The organism is Pseudomonas sp. F-14 TE3623 (assembly GCF_053629015.1).
This window is the reverse complement of sequence record NZ_JBRJHM010000001.1, coordinates 4,572,345-4,598,559: the sequence shown is the minus strand read 5'-3', so window position 1 is coordinate 4,598,559 and position 26,215 is coordinate 4,572,345. Positions and strand designations below refer to the sequence as shown.

The 26,215-nt window shown below is 52.3% G+C and carries 26 protein-coding genes and 3 pseudogenes; 19 read left to right on the top strand and 10 right to left on the bottom strand.

Features of this window, described 5'->3' with window-relative positions:
• Window positions 1–154 precede the first annotated feature (154 nt).
• The 7 genes from AB7M29_RS21235 to AB7M29_RS21205 form a co-directional block, all read right to left on the bottom strand.
• Window positions 155–1,345 (bottom strand): STY4528 family pathogenicity island replication protein, encoded by a 1,191-nt coding sequence (locus AB7M29_RS21235; protein WP_454247845.1) that lies wholly within the window; start codon window positions 1,343–1,345, stop codon window positions 155–157.
• Window positions 1,342–1,890, bottom strand: a complete 549-nt coding sequence (locus AB7M29_RS21230; protein ID WP_454247844.1) for a DUF2857 domain-containing protein — start codon at window positions 1,888–1,890, stop codon at window positions 1,342–1,344. The genes AB7M29_RS21235 and AB7M29_RS21230 overlap by 4 nt, the downstream gene beginning before the upstream one ends.
• On the bottom strand, window positions 1,887–3,515 hold the full coding sequence (locus AB7M29_RS21225; RefSeq protein ID WP_454247843.1) for a ParB family protein: 1,629 nt from the start codon (window positions 3,513–3,515) through the stop codon (window positions 1,887–1,889). The genes AB7M29_RS21230 and AB7M29_RS21225 overlap by 4 nt, the downstream gene beginning before the upstream one ends.
• Window positions 3,516–3,529: 14 nt before the next feature.
• Window positions 3,530–3,739 carry a hypothetical protein gene (locus tag AB7M29_RS21220; RefSeq protein WP_454247842.1) on the bottom strand — a complete coding sequence of 70 codons (210 nt, stop codon included), beginning with the start codon at window positions 3,737–3,739 and terminating at the stop codon, window positions 3,530–3,532.
• A gap of 84 nt (window positions 3,740–3,823) precedes the next feature.
• Complete coding sequence (locus tag AB7M29_RS21215) at window positions 3,824–4,666, bottom strand: ParA family protein (RefSeq protein WP_454247841.1); 843 nt, start codon at window positions 4,664–4,666, stop codon at window positions 3,824–3,826.
• Window positions 4,667–4,670: 4 nt separating this feature from the next.
• Complete coding sequence (locus tag AB7M29_RS21210; RefSeq protein WP_454247840.1) at window positions 4,671–4,901, bottom strand: AlpA family phage regulatory protein; 231 nt, start codon at window positions 4,899–4,901, stop codon at window positions 4,671–4,673.
• A gap of 113 nt (window positions 4,902–5,014) precedes the next feature.
• Window positions 5,015–5,764: a hypothetical protein gene (locus tag AB7M29_RS21205; protein ID WP_454247839.1), complete on the bottom strand. Its 750-nt coding sequence runs from the start codon at window positions 5,762–5,764 to the stop codon at window positions 5,015–5,017.
• A 474-nt stretch (window positions 5,765–6,238) separates the two neighbouring features.
• On the opposite strand from AB7M29_RS21205, the pseudogene rdgC reads away from it, so the two are divergent.
• From rdgC to AB7M29_RS21190, 3 genes and pseudogenes are all read left to right on the top strand, one after another.
• Window positions 6,239–6,439, top strand: a pseudogene (rdgC, locus tag AB7M29_RS21200) (recombination-associated protein RdgC); the annotation flags it as partial.
• Between the two features lie 87 nt (window positions 6,440–6,526).
• Window positions 6,527–7,063, top strand: a complete 537-nt coding sequence (locus AB7M29_RS21195) for a GrpB family protein (RefSeq protein WP_454247838.1) — start codon at window positions 6,527–6,529, stop codon at window positions 7,061–7,063.
• Between the two features lie 104 nt (window positions 7,064–7,167).
• A pseudogene (locus AB7M29_RS21190) lies at window positions 7,168–7,272 on the top strand (hypothetical protein); the annotation flags it as partial.
• A gap of 257 nt (window positions 7,273–7,529) precedes the next feature.
• Here the strand turns inward: AB7M29_RS21190 and AB7M29_RS21185 are convergent.
• Both AB7M29_RS21185 and AB7M29_RS21180 read right to left on the bottom strand, forming a co-directional pair.
• Window positions 7,530–8,165, bottom strand: a complete 636-nt coding sequence (locus tag AB7M29_RS21185) for a LysE family translocator (RefSeq protein ID WP_454247837.1) — start codon at window positions 8,163–8,165, stop codon at window positions 7,530–7,532.
• A 128-nt stretch (window positions 8,166–8,293) separates the two neighbouring features.
• Window positions 8,294–8,911: a helix-turn-helix domain-containing protein gene (locus AB7M29_RS21180; RefSeq protein ID WP_454247836.1), complete on the bottom strand. Its 618-nt coding sequence runs from the start codon at window positions 8,909–8,911 to the stop codon at window positions 8,294–8,296.
• Window positions 8,912–8,956: 45 nt separating this feature from the next.
• Here AB7M29_RS21180 and AB7M29_RS21175 point away from each other — a divergent pair, with 45 nt between their 5' ends.
• Window positions 8,957–9,652 carry a B3/B4 domain-containing protein gene (locus AB7M29_RS21175; RefSeq protein ID WP_454247835.1) on the top strand — a complete coding sequence of 232 codons (696 nt, stop codon included), beginning with the start codon at window positions 8,957–8,959 and terminating at the stop codon, window positions 9,650–9,652.
• 239 nt (window positions 9,653–9,891) lie between these two features.
• A complete protein-coding gene (locus AB7M29_RS21170) occupies window positions 9,892–10,785 on the top strand; it encodes a dihydrodipicolinate synthase family protein (protein ID WP_454247834.1) in 894 nt (297 codons plus the stop codon).
• A gap of 343 nt (window positions 10,786–11,128) precedes the next feature.
• On the opposite strand, the gene AB7M29_RS21165 is transcribed toward AB7M29_RS21170, so the two are convergent.
• A complete protein-coding gene (locus AB7M29_RS21165; RefSeq protein WP_454247833.1) occupies window positions 11,129–11,611 on the bottom strand; it encodes a DinB family protein in 483 nt (160 codons plus the stop codon).
• A gap of 374 nt (window positions 11,612–11,985) precedes the next feature.
• Between AB7M29_RS21165 and thrC the strand changes: the two genes are divergently transcribed.
• The 14 genes and pseudogenes from thrC (at window position 11,986) to AB7M29_RS21095 (ending at window position 26,046) form a co-directional block, all read left to right on the top strand.
• Window positions 11,986–13,422 (top strand): threonine synthase, encoded by a 1,437-nt coding sequence (gene thrC / locus AB7M29_RS21160; protein ID WP_454247832.1) that lies wholly within the window; start codon window positions 11,986–11,988, stop codon window positions 13,420–13,422.
• Window positions 13,403–13,840, top strand: coding sequence for an Lrp/AsnC family transcriptional regulator (locus AB7M29_RS21155; RefSeq protein ID WP_454247831.1), 438 nt, complete (start codon window positions 13,403–13,405; stop codon window positions 13,838–13,840). The genes thrC and AB7M29_RS21155 overlap by 20 nt, the downstream gene beginning before the upstream one ends.
• A 131-nt stretch (window positions 13,841–13,971) precedes the next feature.
• Complete coding sequence (locus tag AB7M29_RS21150) at window positions 13,972–15,021, top strand: homoserine dehydrogenase (RefSeq protein ID WP_454247830.1); 1,050 nt, start codon at window positions 13,972–13,974, stop codon at window positions 15,019–15,021.
• 2 nt (window positions 15,022–15,023) lie between these two features.
• Window positions 15,024–16,442 (top strand): aldehyde dehydrogenase family protein, encoded by a 1,419-nt coding sequence (locus tag AB7M29_RS21145; RefSeq protein ID WP_454247829.1) that lies wholly within the window; start codon window positions 15,024–15,026, stop codon window positions 16,440–16,442.
• Between the two features lie 69 nt (window positions 16,443–16,511).
• Window positions 16,512–18,080 carry an amino acid permease gene (locus tag AB7M29_RS21140; RefSeq protein ID WP_454247828.1) on the top strand — a complete coding sequence of 523 codons (1,569 nt, stop codon included), beginning with the start codon at window positions 16,512–16,514 and terminating at the stop codon, window positions 18,078–18,080.
• Between the two features lie 35 nt (window positions 18,081–18,115).
• A complete protein-coding gene (locus tag AB7M29_RS21135) occupies window positions 18,116–19,318 on the top strand; it encodes a trans-sulfuration enzyme family protein (protein WP_454247827.1) in 1,203 nt (400 codons plus the stop codon).
• A 209-nt stretch (window positions 19,319–19,527) separates the two neighbouring features.
• On the top strand, window positions 19,528–19,845 hold the full coding sequence (locus AB7M29_RS21130) for a DMT family transporter (RefSeq protein ID WP_454247826.1): 318 nt from the start codon (window positions 19,528–19,530) through the stop codon (window positions 19,843–19,845).
• Window positions 19,846–20,389: 544 nt separating this feature from the next.
• Complete coding sequence (locus AB7M29_RS21125) at window positions 20,390–21,172, top strand: transporter substrate-binding domain-containing protein (RefSeq protein ID WP_454247825.1); 783 nt, start codon at window positions 20,390–20,392, stop codon at window positions 21,170–21,172.
• 57 nt (window positions 21,173–21,229) lie between these two features.
• Entirely contained in the window at window positions 21,230–21,958 is a 729-nt protein-coding gene (locus tag AB7M29_RS21120; RefSeq protein ID WP_454247824.1) for an ABC transporter permease, read from the top strand.
• Window positions 21,955–22,665: an ABC transporter permease gene (locus tag AB7M29_RS21115; protein ID WP_454247823.1), complete on the top strand. Its 711-nt coding sequence runs from the start codon at window positions 21,955–21,957 to the stop codon at window positions 22,663–22,665. The genes AB7M29_RS21120 and AB7M29_RS21115 overlap by 4 nt, the downstream gene beginning before the upstream one ends.
• Window positions 22,666–22,768: 103 nt before the next feature.
• Window positions 22,769–23,530, top strand: a complete 762-nt coding sequence (locus tag AB7M29_RS21110) for an ABC transporter ATP-binding protein (RefSeq protein WP_454247822.1) — start codon at window positions 22,769–22,771, stop codon at window positions 23,528–23,530.
• 12 nt (window positions 23,531–23,542) lie between these two features.
• Window positions 23,543–24,040 carry an Lrp/AsnC family transcriptional regulator gene (locus AB7M29_RS21105; protein WP_454247821.1) on the top strand — a complete coding sequence of 166 codons (498 nt, stop codon included), beginning with the start codon at window positions 23,543–23,545 and terminating at the stop codon, window positions 24,038–24,040.
• 116 nt (window positions 24,041–24,156) lie between these two features.
• A pseudogene (locus AB7M29_RS21100) lies at window positions 24,157–25,188 on the top strand (HAMP domain-containing protein); the annotation flags it as partial.
• A 72-nt stretch (window positions 25,189–25,260) separates the two neighbouring features.
• Complete coding sequence (locus AB7M29_RS21095) at window positions 25,261–26,046, top strand: methyl-accepting chemotaxis protein (RefSeq protein ID WP_454248745.1); 786 nt, start codon at window positions 25,261–25,263, stop codon at window positions 26,044–26,046.
• Window positions 26,047–26,215 lie beyond the last annotated feature (169 nt).

The window sequence follows — 26,215 nt, the reverse complement described above, 5'->3', positions numbered from 1 at the left end:
TGGTGTGAGAGGGTTCATTTCGGAGACGTTCGTGAGTGATGCCGGTGGCATCATTTCCACGGAGGGTGATAGCCGTATCGCTCGGATTGCACAGGTTTGGCCCTTTGCGATCTCACAGTAGAACTCAGTAGATTTGATGCCACTGGCATCAAATCTACTGATGTCCAGGGCGTTTACCGCGCAGTTGGCGTAGCTCATTCAGGCACGCTTGGGCAAGGGCGGAAGCGGGCTCACCCTGTTTTCGGGACGGGCGTGACGGTGCTGTTGGGGGCGGTTCTGCAACGGGTGAGGGCTCTGTCTGACCCGCCCAAGGCCGAAAGTCGCCTTTCAGTGCGCGCTGGATTAGGCCCATCAGATACGCCGCTGGTTTGCGGATACCTCCTGCCGTACAGCGTGCACCCGCTTCGTTGAGCACCGCCTGGCGATCCGCTGGTTTGAGCTTGTTCAGCGCCATGGCGACGGCCTGACGCTCGCTTGGACTCAGGTGCAGCGGATCGGGCCAGTGCAGGTTATCCACCGCTGGGGTCGCGCGCGGTACAGTACAAGTACTTTCTTTTAATACAGTACAAGCGGCGTTCGGATTCCGAACGGTGCCGGAAACACTGGTATTCAGGCCCGATTCGGAATCCGAACCAGGGCCTGCACGATTCCGAACGAGGTGATCTTCCCCCAGTTCGGAATCGTGCATAGTGGCATCGGTTGCCTGATCCAATCCTTGCTGCATCCAGTGTTCACCCCAGCTGTCGAGCCGCGTGGGTAGCTGACCTAAATCGATACGGGTGTCCTGGCGAGTTTCTTCCAGAACATGCTGAGCGACAATGCGCACTGCCTTGGTGTTATGACTGAGGCAATGTCCGACCAGCGCCAGGTAATCCTGATCCAGCTCCATGGCTTCGGCGGGGGTTAACGGCTCATCGTGCAGGACGTACAGAGAACCTTGTAGGCGCCCGCTGAGCTGATCGCGACCACGACTCACCAAGCTGAGCCAGCGGGTTAGTCTGAGCATGGTCAAGACGCGAGCGATGGTTTCACGGGAGGCTGACGCGCCGTAGGGCACGCTCGACAGGTAAGGCTGCAAATCTTCATAGCGCGGTGTGACCACGCCTTGACCTTGCAGCATGAGTCGAAACACTTGCCAGGCATTACGTTCCAACGGCGTCAGCCGATTATCCAACAGCAGGCGACGCGGCACGACTTCGTGTGATTGGCCACTGAACAGAAAGTCAGCCTGCAGGGCCTGGTTGGAGGGTTGTTCAGTGGTCGGGCGTACGGGCCAGCGTTCACTCAGCTGCTGGGTACATTGCTGCAGGACACGCTGCCAGCGACTGGAAGGGGCCGTGTTCATGTGTCGTTGCTGTACTGGTCGATCTGCTGCCAAACGATGGTCAAGCTGATCTGTTGCTCCTCCGCCAGCATCATCATGGCGTCGAGCTGATCCTCGGAACCGTCCCGAGCGCGTAGCTGGCACCATCGCTGCCAGAGCGCATGTTCCTGTGCTTCGCTCAAATGCTGAGGGCGGCCCTTACGGGTTTCTATCTTGAGCAGACGTCGACGCAGGGCCGTTTCCGAATGCGCCAAGCCGAAGCACTGGTACATGATGGTGCTGCTGGCGCCGAGCTTGAGCGCTCGATTGATCAATCGCTCGTTCTGCTCGTCGTGTTTGGCTTGCTCGATCAACCGATGCAGCACCGGCGAGTCGATCTTGATCTCGACCCAGGGCACGGTGGCATGGGCCAAGCGCGACAGCGTGGTGGGCGGTAAGGATTGCAACAGGTAAATGTCGTCCTCGCCCAGTCCGAGGGCTTTGCAGCGCTGCAGGTTACCCAGGCGCAGTTCATGCAGCACTTGGGTCAGCATGGCCTGGTTGAGCACATTGAAGGACAGGCTCATGGCAGCTCCTTCGGTGAGTTGTCTTCAGGGGGAAGTGTTAGGTCGATGAGACGACGGGCCAAACGGATCAGGCGATACAGTTTGATTAACAGCTTGTCGGGCAATCGCTCGAGGCCTACGTCCACGGCGGGACGATCGGTCAGCGGGAGTTGATAGACCCCCAGCAACAGCTGCCCGAATAGGGCTGAGGGCAGTTGCTTGCGGTCCTCCCAACTTACGTGGTCTTGAGCGCGCAGCAGGGCCAGGAGCAGTAGATGAACGCCGGTCGCGCGAGGCGCTGCAAGATCAAGTCGCTCGATGTTCAGGGCGAAGCCCAAGCCATGCGTTTGATCGATGATGCTCTCGGGGTGTCCGGCATAGGCCGCCATTTCCCGTGCCAGTCCGGCAATAGCCGAACGCAGTTGTTCGGGGGTATCCAGTGTTGGTGCGATGGTCCAGATGTCGTCGATCGTGCAGGATTCGAAGGTCGGTGCCGCTTCAGAGGCCGTGTCGCGCTCGATCTGTTCACGAATCTGTTGAACACGTGACGGAGGGCTGACTGCTGATACGACATTCGTTTCTGGCGGTGTGAGCAGATCCTCTCGCGCTGTTTCGGTCTGGGGCCTGGCCTCAGTTGATTTGGTATGAGGCTCGGGAGCGATGGACTGGAGTGTGTGCTCAATTGGCTTGGATTCGGAGGAGGGCGATCCTGCTGCAGCTTCATTCTCGTTCGGCAGATGGCTGTTCTTTGAGGATGTGGTGACAACATCACCAGGCGTTGAGATGACGCGTTGGGTGTCGCTAAGTTCCAAGGCCAACATGCGGTAGGATTGTCCGAGCAAGCGGCTCATGCGCTCGAGCAGTTCATCCTGGATTTGCTCAAGATCAAAGGATTCGGGATCGGCATCGAAGTAGCCCAGGGTATCGAGCCAAAACTCGGCGAACAAAAGGGGCGCGGTTGGATAGCGGTTCCAGGTTTTTTCTGCCTGGCTACGTAGGCCGATTAGGCGTTCAATCTGGGGTTTACCCAATCCGGCATACAGGGTTTGTGGAATGGCGGGCAGTAAGTGTTCAAGGGTGTCGAGCATCCGGCTGATGTGCGACTGTGAAATGGGATAGCCCCCAGCGGCAAGACGTCGTGCCAGCTCCCGTTGCGAGAGCACAGTCCCATTCAGCTCGAGCATAGTTTTGAGTTTGGCCACGGCCAGCGCTCGCTCGATGAAGATGAGCTGGCCATGCAAATCGCTTTCGGCCAAATGGCCGAGCAGGGCAGTGATTTCATTGGTCCAAGGTCGGAACAGGCAATGAATCCGAAAAAAGCGATCGTCGCGGGTTTCCTGCCACAGTTCGCCGAGAATCGCCAAGCGCGTATTACCGCCGTTGCGGATGATGAAGTAGGTTTCTCCCGGGCGGCGGGTAATCGGCGGTGGTTGATCCAGCCCACGTTCACGGATCGACGCCTTGATATCGTCATATAGCGGATTACGGATGAAGCGAGGGTTGTGTTCGTAGGGCCGCAACTGCTCCAGAGTGACCAGTATAGGCGTGTCAGTAAGTGGATCGGACAGCCGCTCCAGTTCTGGACCTCGAGGGAAGTGGTCCTGGTGCAGCTTGTCGGTGATCTGCTCCTGACTGAGCTTCTTCATTTGAACAGCCTCAGTTAACGCCGGTTGCACAAATGGTCACCGACCTCGAATTTGACGATCTCGGCAGTCCCCGAACCTTCAAAGTGTCGGGAAAGTTCTGCGAGGAACCACCCCATAGCCGAGCGCCCAGCCTGCACGCGAAAGACCACGGTGCAGTACTCCTCGCAAGGTGGACGGTGGAGTCGAAGGGGTGGCTGAACGATGGTGGGAAGCTGATCCAACATAAAAGACTCCTTGCCAAACACTGTTGGCCTCAAGGTCGATCAAACACAATGACTGGGTGAGAAATATGGGCCTATCGATTCGTCTCATTGAACCTCCGCGCATCTGCTCACCGTAGAGATCGCTTCACGCCATTCCGGAAACAACTCGATCGCCAGCGCTTGCATGGTTTTCAACGCTGATGACGAGCGTCGTTCATGTGACCGGCGCGTCTCGATTCGATGGACCGGTAGGCCGAGGGAGGCGGCATTGAGATACACCACTCGGTCTGGAACGACGGTGTCTAGGACCGAGATGTCGGTAGCCCCAGCGAAGGTCTCGCGCAGGCCACGGATGATCATTCGGGTGTCCACCCGAATCGCGTTCACCTGATTAAGCAGCAGTCGCAAGGGGGGCGGTGTAATGCTCAGGTGGCGGAACGGTTCGAGTTCACGCAGCAGCTTTAAGGTGCCGCGGTGCAGTTCGCGGGCGGCGAGCATTTCCGGGGTGATGGGCGAGAGGGCGAGATCGGAGGCCAGGATGGCCATCTCCAGCAACACGCTACGTGCGCCCTGGGTATCGATCAAAAGCAGGTCGTAACGGGGGCGAAAATTGTCCAGCAAATTGCGCAGCCGTAATCGTCCATCGGGGGCATGCAGCAGCAAGGTGTTCAGTCGGCCTTGATCATCGTTGGAGAGGATCAGGTCGAGCCCTGCAATCATCGTCCTGGAAACAATCTGTGCAGGAGTTGTCAGGTTGAGTGCGATGAACTCGTACGCACCAGCATCAGCTTTCTGGCTCAAGGCGTAATAGCTGGAGAGGGTGGGCTGGCTGTCCAGGTCCAGCAGCAGGACTCTCAGACCAGCATCTGCCAAAAGACCGCCAAGGTTGGCGGCTACTGTGGTTTTGCCCACCCCGCCTTTGGTGGAAACCACCGATACCACACGCATGACATCAGACCTGCTGGCCTAAGCGTTCAACGACCCACCGCTCGATCTCCAGCGAATCCCAGCCCACGGCACGCAAACCAATGCGTTTAGCTTGAGGGAATTTGCCTTCCTTCATCAGGTTGTAGATGTGCGCACGCTTGAAGCCAGTTTTTCGCTCCACCTCATCACGCCGCATGATGTGACGTTCGACTTGTGGTTGAGGTGCGTCAGTGATGGGGGATGGTTGGCTGGACATGCTGGTCACTCCTGGCGCCGATTGGCGCGTGGTGGGAAGTGACCTGATTGAATAACAGAGATGGGAGAGAGTCATTGCACTGCAATCTGAGTGATTGCAGTGCAATACACCGATTACTTGTGTTTCCTGAGACTACGGTTGGCTGCGGCAAATTTGTCGTCCAGCGTCCGTTTGCTGAGACCGGGCACATCCTTGTAGCGCGCGAGAACAGCATCAACGATTGCGGCTTGGTTCTTGAATACGGAGAGAGGCTTTCCAGCGGGTGAATGGCCCAGTAACAGATTGACTAAAACGCCAATGATATTCTGATACGTGATTTCGCTACGCTCGCTGACGTGGCCATGCGTTTTGACCAACGCTTTGAGCTCATCCCGCTCTAACCCGATCGCTTGAAGGTCTCTCAAAAAATCCTGGTGTTGCTGCTGGAGCGTATTCAGCTCTCGCAGGATGGCGTCCCGATCGGTTTTAAGTGTCAGGAACGTCCCTAGACTGACTTTTTCATAAGCATCCTGGCGGGGCTCAAACAGAAAGCTAGGCTTTTGATCGGGGTAGTGAGTCTGCATCCAGTGGCGCAAATCAGAGTGGCGTATCGTCAGCTGAAAGGATTCTACGTAAGTCCCCATGGGAACCGAAATACCGAGACAACCATAAGGCAGTTCACCATTACGTACTGCGTCGTAGATATTTTCTGTAGTTGCGCGCAGGCACGGCCATTGTGGGAAAATCTTTCCAAGCCTCTCTGGGCAAACCTCATCAGCTCGTATTATTTCTGCTTCATGACGAATGAGGTTGCACCAACGTAATGCTGCGTCGATGGGGCTATAGAAGGTTTTAGTTTGTGGATTAAAAATATGCACAGACATATATGGACGAACCTCCAATTCCGTGGAGAAGGTCTCCCGCGAAGCATCTCTATGTCAGCAAGCTGATGACCGCCGCTGTTCTTCTGGATTTCTCGCTCGGTGAGGTCGTTCCCCCTACCAATGCTTCGTATGGGACTGCCGATCAGGATGAAAAAAACTAAGCAAGGTCGTTATGTTGACTTTTTTGGTCGTTAATGGCTAGCAAAAAATGACTGTGCGTTCCTTCGGGTTTTCGTCTGGTCTACTGTTAACAAGGAGGACGGCTGGCCTATTCACCTCCTTGAAAAAAATCATAATCAATTCCACACACTGTGCTTATAGCTGTCAATTTCCACAAATTTACAAAAGTGATTTCTATTGGGGGCTAGCGGGTTGCTGGGGACAGGCGTGACTAGGTATGGGCACGCAATCATTAAACTGGCCTTTATAGCTACTGATTTAGAATCATGGCTTGAACCTCGCCTTTTTGAAGTGTTCTCGACGTTGCGCGAGGTCATGGGATCGCCTTTTCGACCACTCATAGTGAAGTCACCAAGGGCAACAATAACTGAGTGGTTGAAAATGCAGAAAGCTGTCGAGAGCTTCTTCGTCCTGGACGAATGTGAACTGCGGCCCACTCACGAGGACGGGGGCATTGTGCACTGCAACCGTCAGAACCTGACAACGGAAGAGATCGCTGTCTGACTGACATGTGTAGCATGTCAGTTTAAGCTCGCGCGGTAGATCTAGGTGATTGACTATTTCACGTTTGGGAAAATCCTGATGATTAAGCCTTTGAAAGTTAACTTGCTACCCTATGATCCCCAATGGCAAGAGCTTGCTGAAACTGAGAAGAACCGGTTGATATCTGCACTGGGTGACTCAGTAATTCGTGCTCATCACATCGGATCAACAGCGATTCCAGGCATACGGGCAAAACCAATAATCGATCTGCTCCTTGAAATCGCTGACCTTATGGCCTTTGAAAATCATCGACTATCGCTTGAAACGCTTGGTTATACCTGGTTGGGCGAAAACGGCTTGTCAGGACGGCGATTCTGTATGTTCAACGATCCAATAACCGGCCGTAGGTTGATACACCTTCATGCTTATATCGGTGGATCATCCGACATCAGCCGTCATCTAGCCTTTCGGGATTTAATGCTACAAGAGCCCGCGTTGGTACGCGAATATGAGCAGCTAAAACTTGATTGCCAAAAGCGACATCCAGATAACTCCGAAGCTTATAGCATCTGCAAAGCGTCCTGGATTAAAGCTGTCGAAACTCGGGCGCTCGCATCACTGGGCCTTGGCTCCTAGCATCATGTGATGTGTGCTAAGAGCTTTAAATGAGTTTAGAGAAGGACGTGCGTCGGCACTTGGCAACCCAGCCTTTAGGGTTAGGAGGGCGTGTTTGCCAGACGCTTACCGCCAAGGTGCCACATATCACCTTCCCCGGCGGCAGATACCTGCGCTCACCGCTATTGGTGCTGGGGATGCTTTGGCACAAGCTTAAAGAGCTGACCTGAGGTGGTTAGCGGATTGATACATTCCGCGTAACAGTTGGCGTAGCCTGCGTACAGCAGCGAAGTAGTCGAAAATCCGGTTGACTCGATTCTTTGTGAGATCGGGGTGGATCGGAAGCATTGCGGCGTGCCGTTTGAGCGGTTCGCTGTCGATATTGCTGTAACCGTCCGGGCAACACACCTTTCTGATGCCATCGCTTAAGGCGATCGTGTCCACCTATACCAATAGACCCTACATGTATGAATAGGCCAGACACCGGCTAGGGGTGGGAAAACATTAGCTTTAATCCTGCCGCTCCGAAAACTAGCGCAAGGGTGCCTTCGATCCATCGCCGCGCTCGGCGGTATCCCCGAATCATAGGCGCGGTGGAGAAGACGATCGCATAGCCACAGAAGATAGTGATGCTGAGCACGGCGCAACCGGCCAGAATCATCGCGACCGTTTTTGGCGACGCTTGCGGCCCCAAGCCAAGGGTCATGGTAGCGATCCAACCGAGCAGAGCCTTAGGGTTTGTGAGATGCATGAGCAAGCCACGCTGATAAAGATTAAAGCCTGAGACCTTCGGCGCGGCCGCCATCTCCTTCTCAAACCGCTCATTTGGAGTAAGAGCAGAGCGGCCTGCTTTGATGGCAAGGAAGAGTAGGTAAGCACCGCCAACCGTTTTTAAGACGCCCAGCGCTTGTGCATACTGTGCCAGGACCGCTGAGACGCCCGTGGCTGCCATCGATCCCCAGAAAATCGAACCACTGATAACACCCGCTGCTAGCAGAAGCGCAGGCTGCCTGCCTTGGTGCATCGCGACGCCCATAATCCGCATATTGCTAGGCCCAGGACTTGCCGCTCCAACGATATAGGCCGTGAAAACGAGTAGGAGATGGTGGTAATCAAATGACATTAAAAACTCCTCAACGATGTTCAATGCCAATCAGCAGATCTGCTGTCAGCAGCCCTATGACGGCGCGAGACCACAGGAGCCAACTCCCGCGGATCCTCTGAAAGCTTCAGCTCGATGCTGTCTGCACGCTATATTTCACGCCCGGATTGGTGGATCTCTGTTACAGACATGGTGAATATCAGTTTTGATTTGCCGCTATTCGAGTAAGCGTGAGGTACGTCTGTTTTTGCTACGGCGGAGCAACCCGCAGAAATGCTCAGTTCGGTATCACCGACTGTGAAGTGGAGTGTCCCTTTCTCCACGTGAAATAGCTCAGTTGTGCCGTGAGGGTGCCCTGAGGAGGCAAAAGTTTCACCGGGAAACATTTCCCACCGCCAAAGTTCAATCATGTTTGGACCACTGGTTCCAGCCAGGAGCCGAGCCGTCCCTCCCATGTGTCCTGTCCAGAGCGTGGGAATATCCTTGCTCTCGATGAGGTGGGCAGATGGGGCGTCGGACACGTTCACGACATCAGCAACAGAAAGACCCAAGGCCGCAGCGATTTTGCACAGGATCGCAATACTTGGGTTAGCTGTGCATTTCTCTATCTCCACCACCATCCCTTTGCTCACACCTGAGCGACGAGATAGCTCGTCCAGAGTGATTTTCCGTTTTTTTCGCTCCTGTTTGAGCCTACGGGAAACGGCTTCGCTAACGGTCTGAACGTCGGCCCCAGTATTGGTCGGTATATTGACTATTTTGGTCATTGATCGCTAGTATGAATTGAAATTTAGGATTAAAGGGATTCTCTGATGCTGTCCGTACTGCCGTCAATCGACCAAGATGTAATCAATTTGGCACCTGAGTTCAGAGCGCTCAGCATTGTGGTCGAAGCTGCACCAATCGCCAATCCAGATATTGGCAAGGAAGCTTTGGCTCGAGCCTGTCAATCGGTGACGGCGGGTGGTGCAATATGGGCAGACGCTCACCTGAGCGCTTGGGCGGATCTCTTCCGAAAGTTCGGTGCCAAGCCGCAACGCACTCCGTGCTCAGCTGATGCTCTCCGTAAACGGGTCCTGCGTGACGGCAGTCTGCCGAGTATCGATCCAGTGGTGGATCTCTACAACGCCATCAGCATTGAGTACGCAGTCCCTGTCGGCGGTGAGAACGTCGAAGCCTATGTGGGTTCGCCGCGACTGGCTGTCGCTGATGGATCGGAACCTTTCGACACCATGAAAGAAGGCTTGCCAACCCATGAATACCCTGATTCCGGTGAGGTCGTTTGGCGGGATGATAAAGGGGTGACTTGCCGTCGTTGGAATTGGCGCCAAGGCGTCAGAACTCGGTTGGGTGCAGATGCAAAGCACATGTGGTTCATTCTGGAAAGTCTGCCGGCAATGCCGCTTGAAGCTTTGACTGAAGCCGGTGACAAGCTGATTGAAGGTCTGCAACTGATGATGCCAGGTGCTCAGATTGAGAGTGCACTCATCGGCCCTGGCGGCCATTAACAAATAAGCGGGGCGGTGCTGCTGTTGGTGAGATGCATACGGGGATATGCCCAAACGGGGCTCGCCTGTAGCCTTTTATCAGCGGCCCTCCTGCTCAAACACGTCATCTTGGAAAAGCCTGCTGCTGGATCTAAGAGATCTCCGTCGTTCATAGATTTGACGATTAAACGATGGAGTTTTTCGGAGTTAGGCGGTCCTGTGATGAACTAATGGCAGAGTCCATAACGGAGTCATGAACGATGTTTACCGGTCTTAGCGCATTTCCTTTGACACCAATGAATGAGCAAGGTGTGGACGAAGGAGCATTTACTCGCCTTGTGGAGCAACTGGTGGCTGCGAAAGTGGACTCCATCGGTGCGCTCGGATCTACAGGAAGCTATGCGTACCTTTCTCGGACTGAACGCTCTCGAGTTACGCAGTTGGCAGTAGAGGCAGCCGGCAATGTTCCCGTCATGGTAAGCATAGGATCGCTGCGTACACGTGATGTGCTGTTGCTGGCAGAGGATGCGCAGAAAGCGGGAGTCAAAGCATTGTTGCTGCCGCCCGTTTCCTATCAGAAGCTATCTGCTGAAGATGTTTTTTTGCTGTACGAAACGGTCACGGCCAATATCTCCGTGCCGCTATGCGTCTATGACAACCCCGGCACCACCCATTTTGAATTTACTGATGAGCTCCACGGACGCATTGCCCATCTACCGAATGTGCGCTCGATCAAGATTCCGGGTGTTCCCGAAGCACCAGATCAGGCCAAGGCACGAGTCGATCGCCTTCGGGCTATGATTCCGGAGCACGTAACGATCGGGGTAAGCGGGGATGTATTTGCTGCTACTGGATTGAACACAGGCTGTGAGGTCTGGTACTCCGTCATTGGGGGCTTGTTCCCAAAGACAGCACTAGCAATCACGGGCGCGGCGTTGTCAGGTAACGCCGAAGAAGCAACCCGTCTGTCCGAACGATTAAAGCCCCTATGGGCCCTCTTCAGGCAATTTGGGGGAAGCTTCCGCGTCGTTGCAACTGCGGCCGAACTTCGTGGATTTACCAACTCTCCCAGCCTGCCGTTGCCACTCAGAACCATAAGTGGAGTAGGGCGTCTGCAAATTGCTAAGGTGATCGACGAGCTCGAACTGAGCTAGTAACAAGCGCTGCGAATGCATCCGCGACGCTGCAGCTGCATCATCATAATGATGCAGCGTGGCAGGTGCGGGAGGGCCGAGTTTGTGTGGATCCCAGCTCCAGGGCTTTGCTTCGAATCGAGTCGCTCATGAGAGGGGCGCAATGAGCCACGGCACTGCATTATCCCTTGATCCTTTAGGCGGATATTTCCTGCCTGTGCGCCTGTGCGCCTGTGCGCTTGTGCCTTATGTGATAGCTGCAGCCCTCGCACGCATTGGTGATGGTGGGGCTGCTAAATCGCTATTTTGAGTCGGTCCAGTGAAGCCTGCCTCATTGCCATCCATGTGGCAGGGCGATCAGCGCCTAGAGTTTCAAAAACGTCGTGAAATGGTCCTTGTGATCCTGCAGGATCTCACGAGGCAAGATAGTCGCCACGCTCCCTCGATGTTGCAGTCCGTGGGATAGCACGTGAGCAAGAATTTGCTCTTTCGTCATGTTGCCTGGTTTTCCATCCTTGAAAATAAACGCAACCGGATCAGACAGTTCCATTGCCGTGACCGATTGGGTGTAGTTCAAAAACCATCGATTCGCCTTAGAAAAATCCTCTTCAAGTAGACCCAGGTCTTGCCTCTGTTCGGTCAAGACGGAGTCAAATTCCTCCGGCTTTCCCTGCAGCCTGGCAATGAACAGCTGGTCAACAATGTTGATATGGGCGAGCCAATAAAGTGCTTTCTCCATTTCTATTGGAAAGCATTTTGCTGCGGGGGCCTTCAAACACTTGAACAGCTCTTCCTCGGACCATGCCTTGTATTTGTAAAGCGAATAAAGAAGGGTCGTGACACTCATGGCGTTCTCCTGGATTTCTAAAAGTTCTGGCTGCCCTAAGCGGTGTGATGGGAGAGCGGGCTCCTTTGCGCAGGGTCTGACCATGCACAGTTGGATAGACGGAATAGTCACTATATTGACTTTTTTAGTCAATAGGAGTTAGCTAGAATGGCAGGCGACGGAAATCGTCACGGCTGCCGAGTGAAGGGGCGCTGGCTGGAGCGAGCGATGTGCGACCCTCAACCATTCTGCGTTTGCTGATGAAGTTGATTCGGTTCAAAGCTTCATTAAAAGGCCTCGCATTGCGCAGAAAAGGCTCACAGCATCACTGAATTTCAGCAGGGCACCGCCTTACAGGTGGCAGGCTCAGAAATGGCGAGAGGGTGTCTCAAATCATGAAGTACGTCAGCACACGGACGCCTGGTAAAGAATTCGAGTTCAGCGAGGTCCTCATGGGCGCGTATGCACCGGATGGAGGGCTGTTCGTTCCTCGCAAGGTTCCTCGCTTCAAAAGGGAGGATCTCCTGAAACTTGAATGGCTACCATTTCATGAACTGGCACGTCATGTAATCGAGCCTTTCCTGGGGGACTATATCCCTCAAGATGAGCTGTCTCGAATTCTTGAGGAAACATTTGATCGCTTCAAAAGTAAGGCCGTTGCGCCGCTCTATCAGACGGCTACTAATGAGTGGGTATTAGAATTATTCCATGGTCCGGCAGGAGTCTATCAAGACTTCGGCCTTCAATTGATGTCTCGTTTGGTTGAATACTCCTTACTAAAATCTGGAAAGAAAGCGCTTGTTGTTGGTTGCACTGGTGGAGACACTGGCACTGCAGCCATAAAAGCCTTCAATGGCATGGAAGGAGTGACAGTGATTGTTCTGCATCCTTCAAGAGGGATAACGGATGAGCATCGACGTCGTCTATTGAGCGCTGCAGAAGAAAACATTGTAAATGTTTCAGTTGAAGGCGATTACGCCGATTGTCATCGCCTGTGTGAAAAGCTTCACAGAGGCATTAACGAAACAGGTCAACAATTAATATCATTTAATTCGGTGAATTGGGTGAGGGTGCTTGCGCATCTGTCCTTCTATTTCTATTCGTCGCTTCAACTAGGGGCTCCCAAAAGAGAAGTGGCGTTCAGTGTGCCCACCGGAAATTTTGGGGCTCTTTATGCCGGCTACATCGCTAGAGAAATGGGGTTGCCTATCAGGCAGTTGATTGTCGCAACGAACGCCAACGCGGGCTTGCATAACTTTCTTCAGTCTAACTTCTATAGACGGGATGAGATTCGTACTACGAATACGCCTTGCATGAATGTGTCGTTAGCCTCAAATTTTGAGCGGCTGCAATGGAGTATTCTCAATAGGTGCGGCGAAAAAGTGGCCAGGAATATGGAACTATTAGAGGTGTATGGCCAAATTCAATTAAAACAGGATGAGTGGTTGGAGGCTCGAAAACTGTTTGACTCGTTGGCGGTAGAGGATACAGAAGCGTTTTCTAGTATTCATGAAGTATTTGTTCAAAGTGGCTACCTGATCAGTCCTAATACCGCGATTGGATTACGAGCTGCACGAGTTAGCCGGCGTAGCTTACTGAGCCCAATGATCTGCCTGGCAACTACGCATCCAGCAACCTCTGCCTCAGTTTTAGCTGAGGCTGATGTTCCCTTTCCAATTAAGAGTGTGAGCACTCAACCCTTATCTAACGACGAATGCATTTCAATATCCAATGATGTCGACATCCTTGCGGAGCTCATTAAGGATATATCCCAGACACGAAGTCTCGCTCGCTATAATCTTGGGGTTAGAGATGAAACGCGTTTTAGATAAGACTGATGAAAGAATACTGGAAGAACTTACTCGCAATTCCCGGCTTGCGCATAATGACATTGCTATGAAGGTTAATTTATCCAGGAATGCGGTCAGGCTCAGGATTGAGCGGTTGGAGCGGGACGGGTATATCAGAGGTTATACTATCGTCAAAGGAGGGCCACCTTCTGAGGCGGGGCCAATCAATGCCCTGATCTTTGTGTATCGAAAAGACCGGATGCGTGGTGCTGAAGTGGTGCGTTCAATTATTGCAATGCCCGAAATTGTATCCTGCAATGTGATGAGTGGCGACCTGGATATTGTAGTGACAGTTGAAGCGACAAGCTCGGATTGTATTCATCGAGTCTGGACCGACATATCCGCGTTGCCGGGCGTTTTGAATACGGTCACGTCTTTTGTTTTGTCCTGCACAAAGTAGTTTGTTAGAAAAGCAAAACGCTCTCTCTAACGAGCATTTTGCTCGCAACAATGATCTGTTTGCCATATTCGTATGAGCACTGCAGCAGTTTAGTATTTCAGCACCGAAAACATAACAATGAGGCCCTTGCCGTGACTGAATATAAAATTGCTTTGCTTGGTTTTGGTGGTGTAAACCGTGCTTTGACGCAGCTCATCGCAGATAAGAACGAACGTTGGGCTGATGAGTTTGGTTTCAAACTAAAAATTGTTGGCGTCAGTGATCTGTACTTTGGCTCCATTATCAACAAGAACGGGCTAGATGCTCACGAATTGGCCGCGGTTCCTGCTGTAAAAGGTGGGTTTAGAACATTGCCAGCAGGTAGTTCTGAACCTGCCAATGAGACGGTTATCCGTTTTTCGGGGGCTGATCTTATCGCCGAGGCAACATTCACCAACCCTGTAGACGGAGAGCCAGCCACGACTTTCTGTCGCTGGGCTCTGGAAAAAGGCATCAGCGTGGTCACCACCAACAAAGGGCCTGTGGCGTTGCACGCTGAAAGCCTGAAAGCATTGGCCAGAAGCACCGGTGCCCAATTCGAGTTTGAAGGCTCAGTGATGAGCGGCACCCCAGTTATTCGTTTGGCCAAGGAGTCGTTGGCCGGCTCGGAAATCAGCGGGTTCAAGGGCATCATGAATGGTACGTCCAATTTCGTGCTTTCCAGCATGGAAGAGGGTCTCGACTTCTCTGATGCTGTCGCCAAAGCTCAGGAACTGGGTTACGCAGAAGCTGATCCCACCGCAGATGTGGAAGGGCATGATGTTCGTCTTAAAGTAGTCATTTTGGCGAATGAGCTTCTGGGGGCGAAATTGACTCCGAGCGATGTTCTTTGCAAAGGAATCTCGGAGATCACGTCAAAAGACATCACCGAAGCAACGAAGGCCAATGCTCGGTGGAAACTAATTGGCAGCGCGGAAAAATTGAGTAATGGCTCCATCGCCGCCTCTGTTAGTCCTCAATTGTTGCCTCTGGGTGACGCACTGGCCGGTGTCAGTGGCGCAACAAATGCCATTACCTTTAATACAAATATTCTTGGTCCGGTAACGGTTGTCGGAGCGGGTGCAGGTCGGTTTGAAACAGCATTCGCCTTGCTCTCGGATATCGTCAGCATTCACAAGAACAAAACTAAGATAGGTAAATGATCATGAATAGCTTGAGTCTTTCGCTCGCTGTTGATTATAAAACCATAACAGTTTTGAGTCCGTACGATGGCACTGCAGTTGGAGAGGTGACGGACATGCCTGCTTCATTTGCTACTGCGATCATTGATACGGCGAAGCTTGGTGCGCTGATCGCCAAAGAGCTCCCACGACATGAGCGTGCTCGCATACTGGAAAAAACTGCTGCTTTGGTCGAGAGCGATAAGGAGGCGTTTGCCAGTCTGATTGTTGCCGAGTCCGGGAAAACGATTAAGCAGGCGAGGAAGGAGGTTTTACGCTGCGTCAATACGTTGAAGTTGTCCGCCGAGGAGGCCAAGCGTAATGCAGGTGAAGTCATCCCGTTTGACTCCTATGTCGGATCCGAGTCCCGTCAGGGATGGTTTACTCGGGAACCTTTGGGTGTAATTGTTGCGATTACTCCATACAACGACCCGCTCAACCTAGTCGCTCATAAGTTGGGGCCTGCAATCGCTGGTGGTAATGCTGTTGTTCTCAAACCCTCTGAGCTAGCACCGTTATCTGCGATTAAACTGGTCGGTTGTCTCAACGCCGCTGGCCTCCCTCCTGCGGTCGTGTCCATTGCAACTGGAGGGGCCGCACTAGGCAAAGCACTGGTCGCTCATCGGGCGGTACGCATGGTTTCCTTTACGGGCGGTTTTGTTACTGGCGAACAGATCGCTCGCAATGCAGGTCTTAAGAAACTGGCGATGGACTTGGGGGGCAATGCCCCGGTCATCGTGATGGGCGATTGTGATCTGAATGAAACCGTTGAATCTTGTGTGTCCGGCGCCTTTTGGGCTGCAGGGCAAAACTGTATAGGTACTCAACGAATTCTTATTGAAGCGCCAATATATGAAGAGTTCAAAAAGAAATTCGTTTTTAAAACAAATGATTTAATCGTGGGGAATCCGGCTGACGAAGGAACTGATGTCGGGCCAATGATCACTGAAGCAGCTGCAAAACGAACCGAAGAAGTGGTCGCCGAGGCAATCGATAAAGGGGCTAACCTGTTATTTGGTAATGTACGTCAAGGCTCGCTTTATTCACCGACGGTCCTGGAGAATGTCAGCCAAAGCTGTAAGGTTTGGTGCGAGGAAGTGTTCAGTCCGGTTGTCATTCTTCAAAGCGTGGCCTCGCTTGATGAAGCTCTGACGTTGGCGAATGAGCCAGAATACAGTTTGCATGCAGGTATTTTTACCAGCAATTTAAATGTCGCCATGAAAGCAGCTAAACGGCTCGACGCCGGTGGAGTCATGATTAATGACTCTTCTGACTATCGTTTTGATGCAATGCCATTCGGTGGTTTTAAATACGGCAGTATGGGCCGCGAAGGTGTGCGATTTGCATATGAGGATATGACACAACCCAAAGTGATTTGCTTGAATAGCGTTGGCGAAAGTTGATCAAAGGATCGATGTGAATCCCTAGGATTAAATCTGGTCCTCGGCAAGGCTCTTCTGCCTGGAAGAGTCTTGTCCAATACAAAAATAAAAGGTAACAAAATGAGTGTGAATGATCTTAATCCCACACGTGTGGCATCGCCTGGCGCATCTCGAAAAAGAGACTTCAGCGCAGAAGATACGGGCTATCAAAAGGTGCTTAAGCCTCGCCAGGTTCAGATGATTGCCATAGGGGGCGCAATTGGAAGCGGTCTGTTTATGGGCGCAGGCGCACGCCTTGCAGAAGCCGGGCCCGCCCTTGTGTTTGTCTACGCAATCTGTGGTTTTTTTGCCTGGTTCATCATTCGGGCCATGGGCGAATTGGTGATGTATCGTCCATCCTCGGGCTCGTTTGTCTCTTACGCTCGAGAGTTCTACGGTGAGAAATGGGCTTTCGCCGTGGGGTGGATGTACTGGACTGACTGGGTAATGGTTGCCATTGCAGATCTAACAGCTACAGCGCTCTACCTTAATTTTTTCAAAGCGTATGTCCCTTTCATGGGCGACATCCCTCAATGGTCGTTGGCACTGGGGGCATTGGGTTTCGTCACTGCAATCAACCTTGTCTCAGTAAAGATTTTTGGTGAGCTCGAATTCTGGTTTGCCCTGATCAAGGTGGCTGCATTAACGACTTTCCTTGGGGTCGGCATTTACATGGTGCTGTTCGGCACGCCGCTGCCAGGCCATGAGGTCGGGTTCAAACTGATTTCTGACAATGGCGGTTGGTTCCCATCAGGCCTTCTACCCGCCGTAATCATGATCCAGGGGGTGATATTTGCGTATGGCAGCGTGGAGTTGGTTGGTACTGCGGCTGGCGAAGCCCAAGACGTCTCTACAGTCATGCCAAAAGCAATTCGGGCAGTTGTTTTCCGCATTATTGTTTTTTACGTTGGTTCTGTATTGCTGTTGGCAATGCTGCTCCCCCACACCGCGTACTCGGCGGGGGTAAGCCCGTTTGTGACTTTCTTCGGTTCGCTGGGGATCAAGGGCGCAGACGCGATTATGAACATGGTGTTGATTACTGCAGCCGTATCTTCTCTGAACGCTGGCATTTACTCCACTGGCCGGGTGCTTCGCTCGCTTGCAATCAACGGGTCAGCACCAAGCTTCTTGGCAAAGATGAACCGTCAAGGTGTCCCGTTCGCTGGCATCATGCTGACGACTGTTGCTTCACTCATTGGGGTCGTACTTAACGCAATTGTTCCGGGTGAAGCTTTCGAAATCGCGCTGACGCTCACTGCCGTTATGTTAATCGGTTCCTGGTCAACAATTGTCCTGTGTCAGATCAAACTCTTCAAATACTCCCAGCAAGGTGATCTGGAGCGTCCGGCGTTCCGAATGCCGTTTGCACCTTACAGTGGTTACGCCACTTTAGTGTTCTTCGGTTTGGTTCTGGTTCTTATCGCATTGGATTATCCCGTAGGTACGTACTCTATTGCTTCTCTTCCGTTTTATGCCGCCGCTCTTGTTGCTGGTTGGTACATGGTTCGCGGCCGTGTTCGTGCGATTGAAACTGGCGAATTGGTCTTTGATGAAGATCAAGAATTGGTCCGAGTAGATCAGGCCAGCCATCCTGCTTTCACTCAACTTCAGAATCAATGAAACCCAACAAAAAAGTAACATTGGAGGAAATAGACATGCGCCCTGATAAAAAGAATCTGTCCACACTTTCGGCGGCTACGCTGGCAGTTCATGGTGGTAACGTAACCGACACCACTACTGGTGCTGTTCGCACTCCGCTGGTGATGGCTAACTCTTATCTCTTGCCTGAAGATCCGGCCACGATGGACTGGTCCAGCCCAGACGGCCTTGTGTACACGCGGAACCAGGGGCATAACCAGGTATGCCTTGAAAAGAAACTTGCTGCACTCGAAGGCTGCGAGGCTGCGGTTGTATTTGCTACCGGCGTAGCCGCTTTGCATTCAGTGTTTTTCTCTTTCTTGAAAAGCGGTGACCACGTCATCGTCAGTGATATTACGTATCAGGCCGTATGGCGTCTTTTCGCGGAGCTTTTGCCCGAGCGTTATGGCATTGAAGCCACATTTGTCGACGTAGGTGACCTAGAGGCTGTTCGCCAAGCGATCCGCCCTAATACCAAACTGATCCATACCGAGACGATTGCTAATCCAACCACTAAGGTTGCAGATATCGCTGCGCTGGCTGAAATTGCCCATGCACATGGCGCACTGATTTCCGTCGATGCTACTTTCACTCCACCTCCGTTTTTCCGTGCCAGTCAGCACGGGGTCGACCTGGTCGTCCACTCTCTGACGAAGTATATCAATGGCCATGGTGATGCCATGGGCGGGGTGGTTATCGGCTCCACTCAGATGATTACCAAGATCAAGAATGACGCTCTTGTTGACCTCGGCGCGACCATCTCTCCATTTAACGCCTGGATGATAATGCGCGGTTCAGTCACGCTGCCTCTGCGTCTGAAACAACTTCTAAATACGGCTGAAAAATTAGCTGAGTTTCTCAATTCGGATGATCGTATAGCCTATATCTACTATCCGGGGCTTCCGTCCCACCCGCAGCATGAACTAGCCCGTCGGCAATTCGCAGGCAAGGGATATGGGGCGATGATGGCTTTTGCAGTAAAGGGCGATCCAGATACTCAGAATCGATTCGTTTCGAATCTGCGCATCATCACTTCTGCAGTATCCCTCGGGCACGATGAGTCCCTCATCGTTCACGTGGGTGCGGAAGGCCGAGGCGGCTTTGACAAGTACCCTGAAGAGTTCCGCACGTACGGTCACCTTCGGTTTTCGGTGGGGCTCGAAGATCCGGACGATTTGATCAAAGATATTTCCCTAGCCTTGGACGAGACATTCAATTGATCTGAACGCCAAAAAATTGGTGGCACCTTTAGCGTTGGATGTACGGCATTGCTCAAAATATGGTCTGGTCGGTAACCCTCCTTTGCCCCCGTACCAGCGGGGGCTTTTTTAAGAGCCCGATCCATTATTTTTATTTTCAGGGGCGCGGCCCCAATACATGTAGGTTGTATTCGTCTTAGTTGTGACGGATCTTTCAATGGAGGCTTATCATGGCTTGGATATGTTTAATATTTGCAGGGATACTTGAAGTTGTTTGGGCTTTTTCGATGAAGCAATCTGAAGGTATGACTAAGCTTGGTCCAACTGTTGTCACTCTGGTAATGGTAATCGCAAGTTTTGCGCTTCTGTCATTTTCTATGAAAAGTTTGCCACTAGGAACTGCCTATACGATATGGACTGGCATTGGCGCTGTTGGAGCGTTTGTAGTAGGTATCATCCTCCTGGGCGAGCCCGCTAGTCTCATGCGGGTTGTCGCAGCTGTCTTAATCATTAGTGGGCTTTTAATGATGAAGCTGGCTTCGGCTTAAATTTTTCTTGGCGAGGTTCCATTTCATTTTAAAGTGGGATCAGTCGTCGCAAGGGAGAGGCTATAGGGAGAGAGTAAGTCGTGCTGCTTATCAAGTTAACCAGCATGGACCGGAGTAATGTTTTCGCATCCCTTGGCTTATTCCGCTGTTTCTACTTCTTCGTTTGGGTTTGCGAAATGGTTTCAGTCAAGCATATTGCTCTCTACGGCGAGCGTTTTGCTCACAATATTGATCTGTTTGCCATATTTGGCTGGGCGGGCCATTAGCGTACTATTTAAGTATCCAGTGCATGGCCATGAGATCTTTGTCGCGACTGGATATAAAAATGCTTCACTCGAGCTCTTAAGAAACGGAGGTGTACAGCTAGATTTCTATCGCTAAGCGTTTGAGTAGTGGCTGTCAGTGGCCCGTAAATGGGCTAGCAGTATTAAAGTTCGACTGTTCTGATTCTATGTTCGTACAGTAGTTGCTAAAAACAATATGTTCTAAGCCGTCAAATCGTTAACTGCCCTTAAATCAAACTACAACATCTAGGGATTCTCATATGATTTCGCTTCGAAAGCTCTTCGTATTAGCACTTTTTCCCGTTTGCGCGAATGTCGCGCTGGCCAAGGAATACAAAGAATTGCGTTTTGGTGTTGATGCTTCTTACGCACCATTCGAGTCTAAAGCGGCAGATGGTAGTCTTACAGGATTTGATATCGATCTGGGGAATGCGATCTGTGCCAAACTGAAGGTCAAGTGCACATGGGTCGAGAGCGATTTCGACGGCACGATTCCTGGCCTGAAGGCCAACAAGTTCGATGGTATTCTTTCCTCCATGACGGTGACCCCAGCCCGTGAGAAAGTCATCGATTTCTCAAATGAGCTGTTCTCCGGCACCACCTCTTACGTGTTCAAGAAAAAATCTGGCCTGAGCGAAGAGGTTACTTCCCTTAAGGGCAAGACCGTAGGCTATTTGCAAGGAAGTATCCAGGAAGCCTATGCCAAAGCGGTTCTAGATAAGGCTGGTGTCAAAACTCAGGCCTATCAGAACCAGGATCAGGTTTATTACGACTTGGTTTCCGGTCGCCTCGATGCGGCGATCCAGGACATGCTGCAAGCTGAACTGGGTTTTTTGAATTCCCCCCAAGGCGCTGACTACGAAGTCAGCAATCCCGTTGACAGCGAGTTACTGCCAGCCAAAACAGCAATTGGTATCTCTAAAGGTAACAAAGACCTCAAGGCACTTTTGGATAAAGGCATCCAAGCGTTACACGATGACGGTACTTACGACTTAATCCAGAAAAAACACTTCGGTGATCTGAATCTCTACAGCGGAAAGTAAGGCCCCGGTGCCCGTCCTCGGGGCGGGCGCTTTATTATCGCGATAGGTTCCTGAATTATGTTTGAAATACTGTTACAGACACTCGGGCTCTCCACATACAGCATGAAAGGGTTCGGTCCTCTGTTGCTGGAGGGCGCCTGGATGACCGTCAAGTTATCAATACTCTCACTGCTCTTGAGTGTACTGCTTGGCCTTATTGGGGCCAACGCCAAACTCTCCAGCGTGAAAGTCCTGCGAGCCCCGGCCCAGCTCTACACCACCCTGATTCGCGGGGTGCCGGATCTGGTGCTGATGCTGCTGATCTTCTACAGCTTGCAAACGTGGTTGACCAGCATCACGGAGTCACTGGGTTGGGAATACATAGAGATCAATCCGTTTGTTGCCGGGATCATCACGCTGGGCTTTATCTATGGCGCCTATTTCACTGAGACCTTTCGCGGTGCGATGCTGGCTGTGCCCCGGGGACAGGTGGAAGCGGCCACGGCCTATGGCTTAAGTCGCACTCAGCGCTTTCGCTTTGTAGTCTTCCCGCAAATGATGCGTTTTGCTCTACCGGGCATCGGCAATAACTGGATGGTCATCCTCAAGGCCACTGCGCTGGTGTCGATCATAGGCCTTGCAGACTTAGTAAAGGCCGCCCAGGACGCTGGAAAAAGCACTTATCAATTGTTCTATTTTCTGGTGTTGGCAGCGCTGATTTATTTGGCGATTACCAGCACTTCGAACTATGTCCTGCGTAGGTTGGAACGGCGTTATGCCGCAGGCTCCCGGGAGGCAATACGATGATCGAACTCTTGCAGGATTACTGGAAGCCTTTTCTCTATAGCGACGGCCACCACATCACGGGTCTGGCCATGACCTTGTGGTTGCTCAGTGCCTCAATCTTCATCGGTTTTCTGGTGTCGATTCCGCTGTCGATTGCCCGGGTTTCCTCCAAGTGTTACTTGCGCTGGCCCGTACAGTTCTACACCTACCTGTTTCGGGGGACGCCGCTCTATATCCAGTTGCTAATCTGTTACACCGGGATATACAGCCTGGCTGCGGTACGCGCACAACCTGTGCTCGATGCATTCTTCCGCGATGCGATGAACTGCACCGTCCTTGCGTTTGCCTTGAACACCTGCGCTTACACCACGGAAATTTTCGCCGGAGCAATTCGCACCATGTCCCACGGCGAAGTCGAAGCTGCGAAGGCCTACGGCCTGACGGGTTGGAAGCTCTATGCCTACGTGATCATGCCGTCGGCGCTGCGCCGCTCGTTGCCGTACTACAGCAACGAAGTGATCCTGATGCTGCATTCCACCACCGTGGCTTTCACTGCAACCGTTCCGGACATTTTGAAAGTCGCTCGCGACGCCAACTCGGCGACCTTTCTGACCTTTCAATCGTTCGGTATTACCGCGCTGATTTACCTGATGGTTACCTTTGCGCTTGTAGGTCTGTTCCGCATCGCCGAGCGCCGTTGGCTAGCCTTCCTTGGTCCAGCTCACTAGGACTTAGTACTCCATATGGCCGCTCATTAGGCCTCAGGCTTTGTCGCCGGCTGTGACAGCTGCGCAGCGACGCCACATTTTCCCTTAGAGGATGATTGCGCACATGTACAAATTGACTGTTGAAGAACTACACAAGAGTTACGGTAACCACGAAGTACTCAAGGGCGTATCACTGAAAGCCAAAACCGGTGATGTGATCAGTTTGATCGGCGCCAGTGGCTCAGGCAAAAGTACCTTCCTGCGCTGCATTAACTTTCTCGAAACACCCAACGATGGAGCCATGAGCCTGGACGGCAAGCAGATTCGCATGGTCAAAACCCATCATGGCATGCATGTGGCCGATGCCGCTGAGCTACAAAGATTGCGCACTCGTCTGGCCATGGTCTTCCAGCACTTCAATCTGTGGGGGCACATGACCGTTCTGGAAAACATCACCATGGCCCCGCGCCGGGTGCTGGGTGTCAGCAAAAAAGATGCTGAGGATCGTGCCCGTCGTTATTTGGACAAGGTGGGGCTGCCAGCGCGTGTAGCGGAGCAGTTTCCGGCATTCCTCTCTGGCGGTCAGCAACAGCGAGTGGCGATTGCACGTGCACTAGCGATGGAGCCGGAAGTTCTCCTGTTCGACGAACCGACGTCGGCGCTGGACCCGGAATTGGTAGGCGAAGTGCTGAAGGTAATTCAGGGGTTGGCCGAAGAAGGCCGGACCATGATCATGGTGACCCACGAAATGAGCTTCGCCCGCAAGGTATCGAGCCAGTTACTGTTTCTGCATCAAGGCCGAGTCGAGGAGCAGGGTGGGGCAGACATTTTGGATAGTCCGCGCAGCGAGCGCCTTCAACAATTTCTGTCTAATGGGCTGAAGTGAATAAAACTAACAATGAAAAGGAAGGAAAAAAATCCCGATTCCTCACGAACATTGGGGCGTATTGACGAGGCAATCATTGACGTACTGCGCCATAACGGGCGCATCACGTACCAGAAACTAGCAACGCTTGTGCACCTAACCGCAAGCCCTTGCCAGCAACGAGTTCGCAAGCTGGAAAGGCTGGGGGTGATTCGCGGTTATGGTGCGTTCATTGATGTGCAAAAGGTCTCACCGGGGTTGTCCCTACAGGTATTGGTCGCTATATCCAACCAGAACCGACGCGCTGCGCAGAAAGCATTCGAAGGATGTGTAGATAACTGTCCTCAGGTCCTGGAGTGCCGGCTTATTGGTGGCCCGTTCGACTATAGCCTAAGCATGCGCTGCAAGGACATGAAGCACTATCGTGCACTTACGGAAGTTTGGTTGGAGAATGAGGAACTGTATATCGACAAATTGGTTGCTTATCCTGAGCTGGCTGTAGTTAAGCATTCATCTACGCACTACGACTAGCGGTGCAGGACACTAAAAGATGCAGGTTATGCATGAGATGAACAGGCGAAGGCCTGAACGTCTGTCGTTGGCGTTAAATAATAAAAACAGATTTTTTAATCTCGGGTAAATTGCCGATGACTGTCCGATTAAAGTTCAGCCACAAAGTTCTGCTCGCCGCATCGCTCGTAGTCATTACAGCATTCTCATTATTCACACTGTACAACGATTATTTTCAGCGCAACGCTATACGTACCAATTTGGAAAGCCACCTTGAGGAGATGAGCAAAATTACTGCAAGTAACGTCCAGGCTTGGTTGTCTGGACGTGTTCTGCTGATAGACACCATCGCGCAGACCGTTGCCAATGACAATAAGCCGGACAGTGTGGTGCGCCTGCTCGAACAGAAGACGCTGCTCTCAACATTTACCTTCACCTATCTTGGGGGTGGCGACGGCAGCTTTGCGATGCGGCCAAAAGACGAATTGCCCGCCGATTATGACCCGCGTACACGGCCTTGGTACAAGGATGCGATGGCAGCTGCTGGTACGACTTTGACTGAGCCGTACCTGGATGTATCCACTGGTCAGTTGATGATGACCATCGCTACTCCGGTTCACCATGAAAGCCAGCCTCTCGGCGTGGTCGGTGGTGACCTTACCTTGGATGCCCTGGCGAAAATTGTCAGTTCGCTTGATCTGGGCGGTATCGGTTATGCCTTCTTGGTCAGTGCCGATGGCAAGATACTCGCCCACCCGGATAAAGACCTGGTGATGAAAAATCTTACAGATATCTATCCGCAAGATACGCCCATTATCAGCACTCATTTCAGTGAGACTGAACAGGCGGGTGTTCCTTATATTCTGATGTTCTCCCCAGTCAATGGACTGCCCTCGGTGAACTGGTATATCGGCTTGTCCATCGACAAGAAAAAAGCCTACGAAGCGTTAGGCGATTTCCGCGATTCAGCTATTTTTGCCACTCTGATTGCCGTGCTAATCACGCTGCTTCTACTGGGCATGCTCATTCGCGCACTGATGCAACCTCTGAGGTTAATGGGCAAAGCCATGCGCGATATAGCCCAAGGGGAGGGGGACCTGACCCGATGTTTGGTCGTGCATTCTCAAGATGAGTTTGGAGAGTTGGCTCGCGACTTCAACTTTTTCGTGGAGCGTATCCAACACTCAATTCGCGAGGTCTCATCAGCGACCGAACAAGTCAACGAAGTCGCAAAGCGAGTGATGCTTACCTCCAGCTCATCCTTGGCAAACTCCGACGAACAGGTCAATCGCACCAACAGCGTTGCAGCAGCGATCAACGAGCTGAGTGCAGCCGCTCAGGAAATCGCGTGCAATGCCGGTGATGCCTCACTCCAGGCGTCAGATGCACGCCTTCAAGCTGAGGGTGGCCGTCAAGTGGTGGCCCAGACGATCAGCGCCATGAACGAGCTATCTGGAAAAATTCGTGCATCCTGCAGCAACATAGAGACGCTGAATGATAAGACGGTAAGGATTGGTCGGATCCTTGAAGTGATCAAGGGCATTTCCGAACAGACCAACTTGCTAGCGCTCAATGCCGCTATCGAGGCCGCGCGGGCGGGCGAGGCAGGTCGCGGTTTCGCTGTGGTGGCGGATGAAGTACGCAGTCTTGCATACCGCACTCAGACATCGGCACAAGAAATCCATACGATGATTGAGGAACTTCAGGTCGGCGCCCGTGAGGCGGTTTGCACCATGAGCGAAAGCGAGCGCTATAGCCACGATGGTGTGGTTATCGCCAACCAGGCTGGTGAACGACTGAGTAGCGTCACTCAGCGTATTGGCGAAATCGATGGCATAAATCAGTCGGTGGCTACTGCTACCGAAGAGCAGACCTCCGTAATCGACTCGCTGAATATGGACATCACCGAGATCAAATCCCTCAATCAGGAAGGCGTGGAGAATCTCCAGGCCACCTTGCTCGCCTGTGATGACCTTGAGCAACAAGCCAGTCGACTCAAGTATCTGGTGGATAGCTTTCGTACTTAAATTGAAAGCATTGAAAGATGCAGGTTATTTACAGATTTCCCCGCTCAGCGCCAGTCTTGATCCCGAGTGAAAAGACTACGGGTTTAGCTAAAGATGCGACGGCCACGTGTGCCGTCGCAAGAGCATCAGAATGAATACAGCCGCCCTCACGCTATGAGTCCGGCGTACT

Excerpts from the sequence above, each read along its gene's own strand:
- AB7M29_RS21230 (WP_454247844.1), bottom strand. The coding sequence starts at position 1,890 with ATGAGCCTGTCCTTCAATGTGCTCAACCAGGCCATGCTGACCCAAGTG.
- AB7M29_RS21210 (WP_454247840.1), bottom strand. The coding sequence starts at position 4,901 with ATGTCCAGCCAACCATCCCCCATCACTGACGCACCTCAACCACAAGTC.
- AB7M29_RS21220 (WP_454247842.1), bottom strand. The coding sequence starts at position 3,739 with ATGTTGGATCAGCTTCCCACCATCGTTCAGCCACCCCTTCGACTCCAC.
- AB7M29_RS21235 (WP_454247845.1), bottom strand. The coding sequence starts at position 1,345 with ATGAACACGGCCCCTTCCAGTCGCTGGCAGCGTGTCCTGCAGCAATGT.
- AB7M29_RS21185 (WP_454247837.1), bottom strand. The coding sequence starts at position 8,165 with ATGTCATTTGATTACCACCATCTCCTACTCGTTTTCACGGCCTATATC.
- AB7M29_RS21195 (WP_454247838.1), top strand. The coding sequence starts at position 6,527 with ATGATTAAGCCTTTGAAAGTTAACTTGCTACCCTATGATCCCCAATGG.
- AB7M29_RS21225 (WP_454247843.1), bottom strand. The coding sequence starts at position 3,515 with ATGAAGAAGCTCAGTCAGGAGCAGATCACCGACAAGCTGCACCAGGAC.
- AB7M29_RS21175 (WP_454247835.1), top strand. The coding sequence starts at position 8,957 with ATGCTGTCCGTACTGCCGTCAATCGACCAAGATGTAATCAATTTGGCA.
- AB7M29_RS21135 (WP_454247827.1), top strand. The coding sequence starts at position 18,116 with ATGCGCCCTGATAAAAAGAATCTGTCCACACTTTCGGCGGCTACGCTG.
- AB7M29_RS21125 (WP_454247825.1), top strand. The coding sequence starts at position 20,390 with ATGATTTCGCTTCGAAAGCTCTTCGTATTAGCACTTTTTCCCGTTTGC.
- AB7M29_RS21180 (WP_454247836.1), bottom strand. The coding sequence starts at position 8,911 with ATGACCAAAATAGTCAATATACCGACCAATACTGGGGCCGACGTTCAG.
- AB7M29_RS21130 (WP_454247826.1), top strand. The coding sequence starts at position 19,528 with ATGGCTTGGATATGTTTAATATTTGCAGGGATACTTGAAGTTGTTTGG.
- thrC (WP_454247832.1), top strand. The coding sequence starts at position 11,986 with ATGAAGTACGTCAGCACACGGACGCCTGGTAAAGAATTCGAGTTCAGC.
- AB7M29_RS21215 (WP_454247841.1), bottom strand. The coding sequence starts at position 4,666 with ATGCGTGTGGTATCGGTGGTTTCCACCAAAGGCGGGGTGGGCAAAACC.
- AB7M29_RS21145 (WP_454247829.1), top strand. The coding sequence starts at position 15,024 with ATGAATAGCTTGAGTCTTTCGCTCGCTGTTGATTATAAAACCATAACA.
- AB7M29_RS21170 (WP_454247834.1), top strand. The coding sequence starts at position 9,892 with ATGTTTACCGGTCTTAGCGCATTTCCTTTGACACCAATGAATGAGCAA.
- AB7M29_RS21105 (WP_454247821.1), top strand. The coding sequence starts at position 23,543 with ATGAAAAGGAAGGAAAAAAATCCCGATTCCTCACGAACATTGGGGCGT.
- AB7M29_RS21110 (WP_454247822.1), top strand. The coding sequence starts at position 22,769 with ATGTACAAATTGACTGTTGAAGAACTACACAAGAGTTACGGTAACCAC.
- AB7M29_RS21165 (WP_454247833.1), bottom strand. The coding sequence starts at position 11,611 with ATGAGTGTCACGACCCTTCTTTATTCGCTTTACAAATACAAGGCATGG.
- AB7M29_RS21205 (WP_454247839.1), bottom strand. The coding sequence starts at position 5,764 with ATGTCTGTGCATATTTTTAATCCACAAACTAAAACCTTCTATAGCCCC.
- AB7M29_RS21155 (WP_454247831.1), top strand. The coding sequence starts at position 13,403 with ATGAAACGCGTTTTAGATAAGACTGATGAAAGAATACTGGAAGAACTT.
- AB7M29_RS21115 (WP_454247823.1), top strand. The coding sequence starts at position 21,955 with ATGATCGAACTCTTGCAGGATTACTGGAAGCCTTTTCTCTATAGCGAC.
- AB7M29_RS21120 (WP_454247824.1), top strand. The coding sequence starts at position 21,230 with ATGTTTGAAATACTGTTACAGACACTCGGGCTCTCCACATACAGCATG.
- AB7M29_RS21095 (WP_454248745.1), top strand. The coding sequence starts at position 25,261 with ATGCTTACCTCCAGCTCATCCTTGGCAAACTCCGACGAACAGGTCAAT.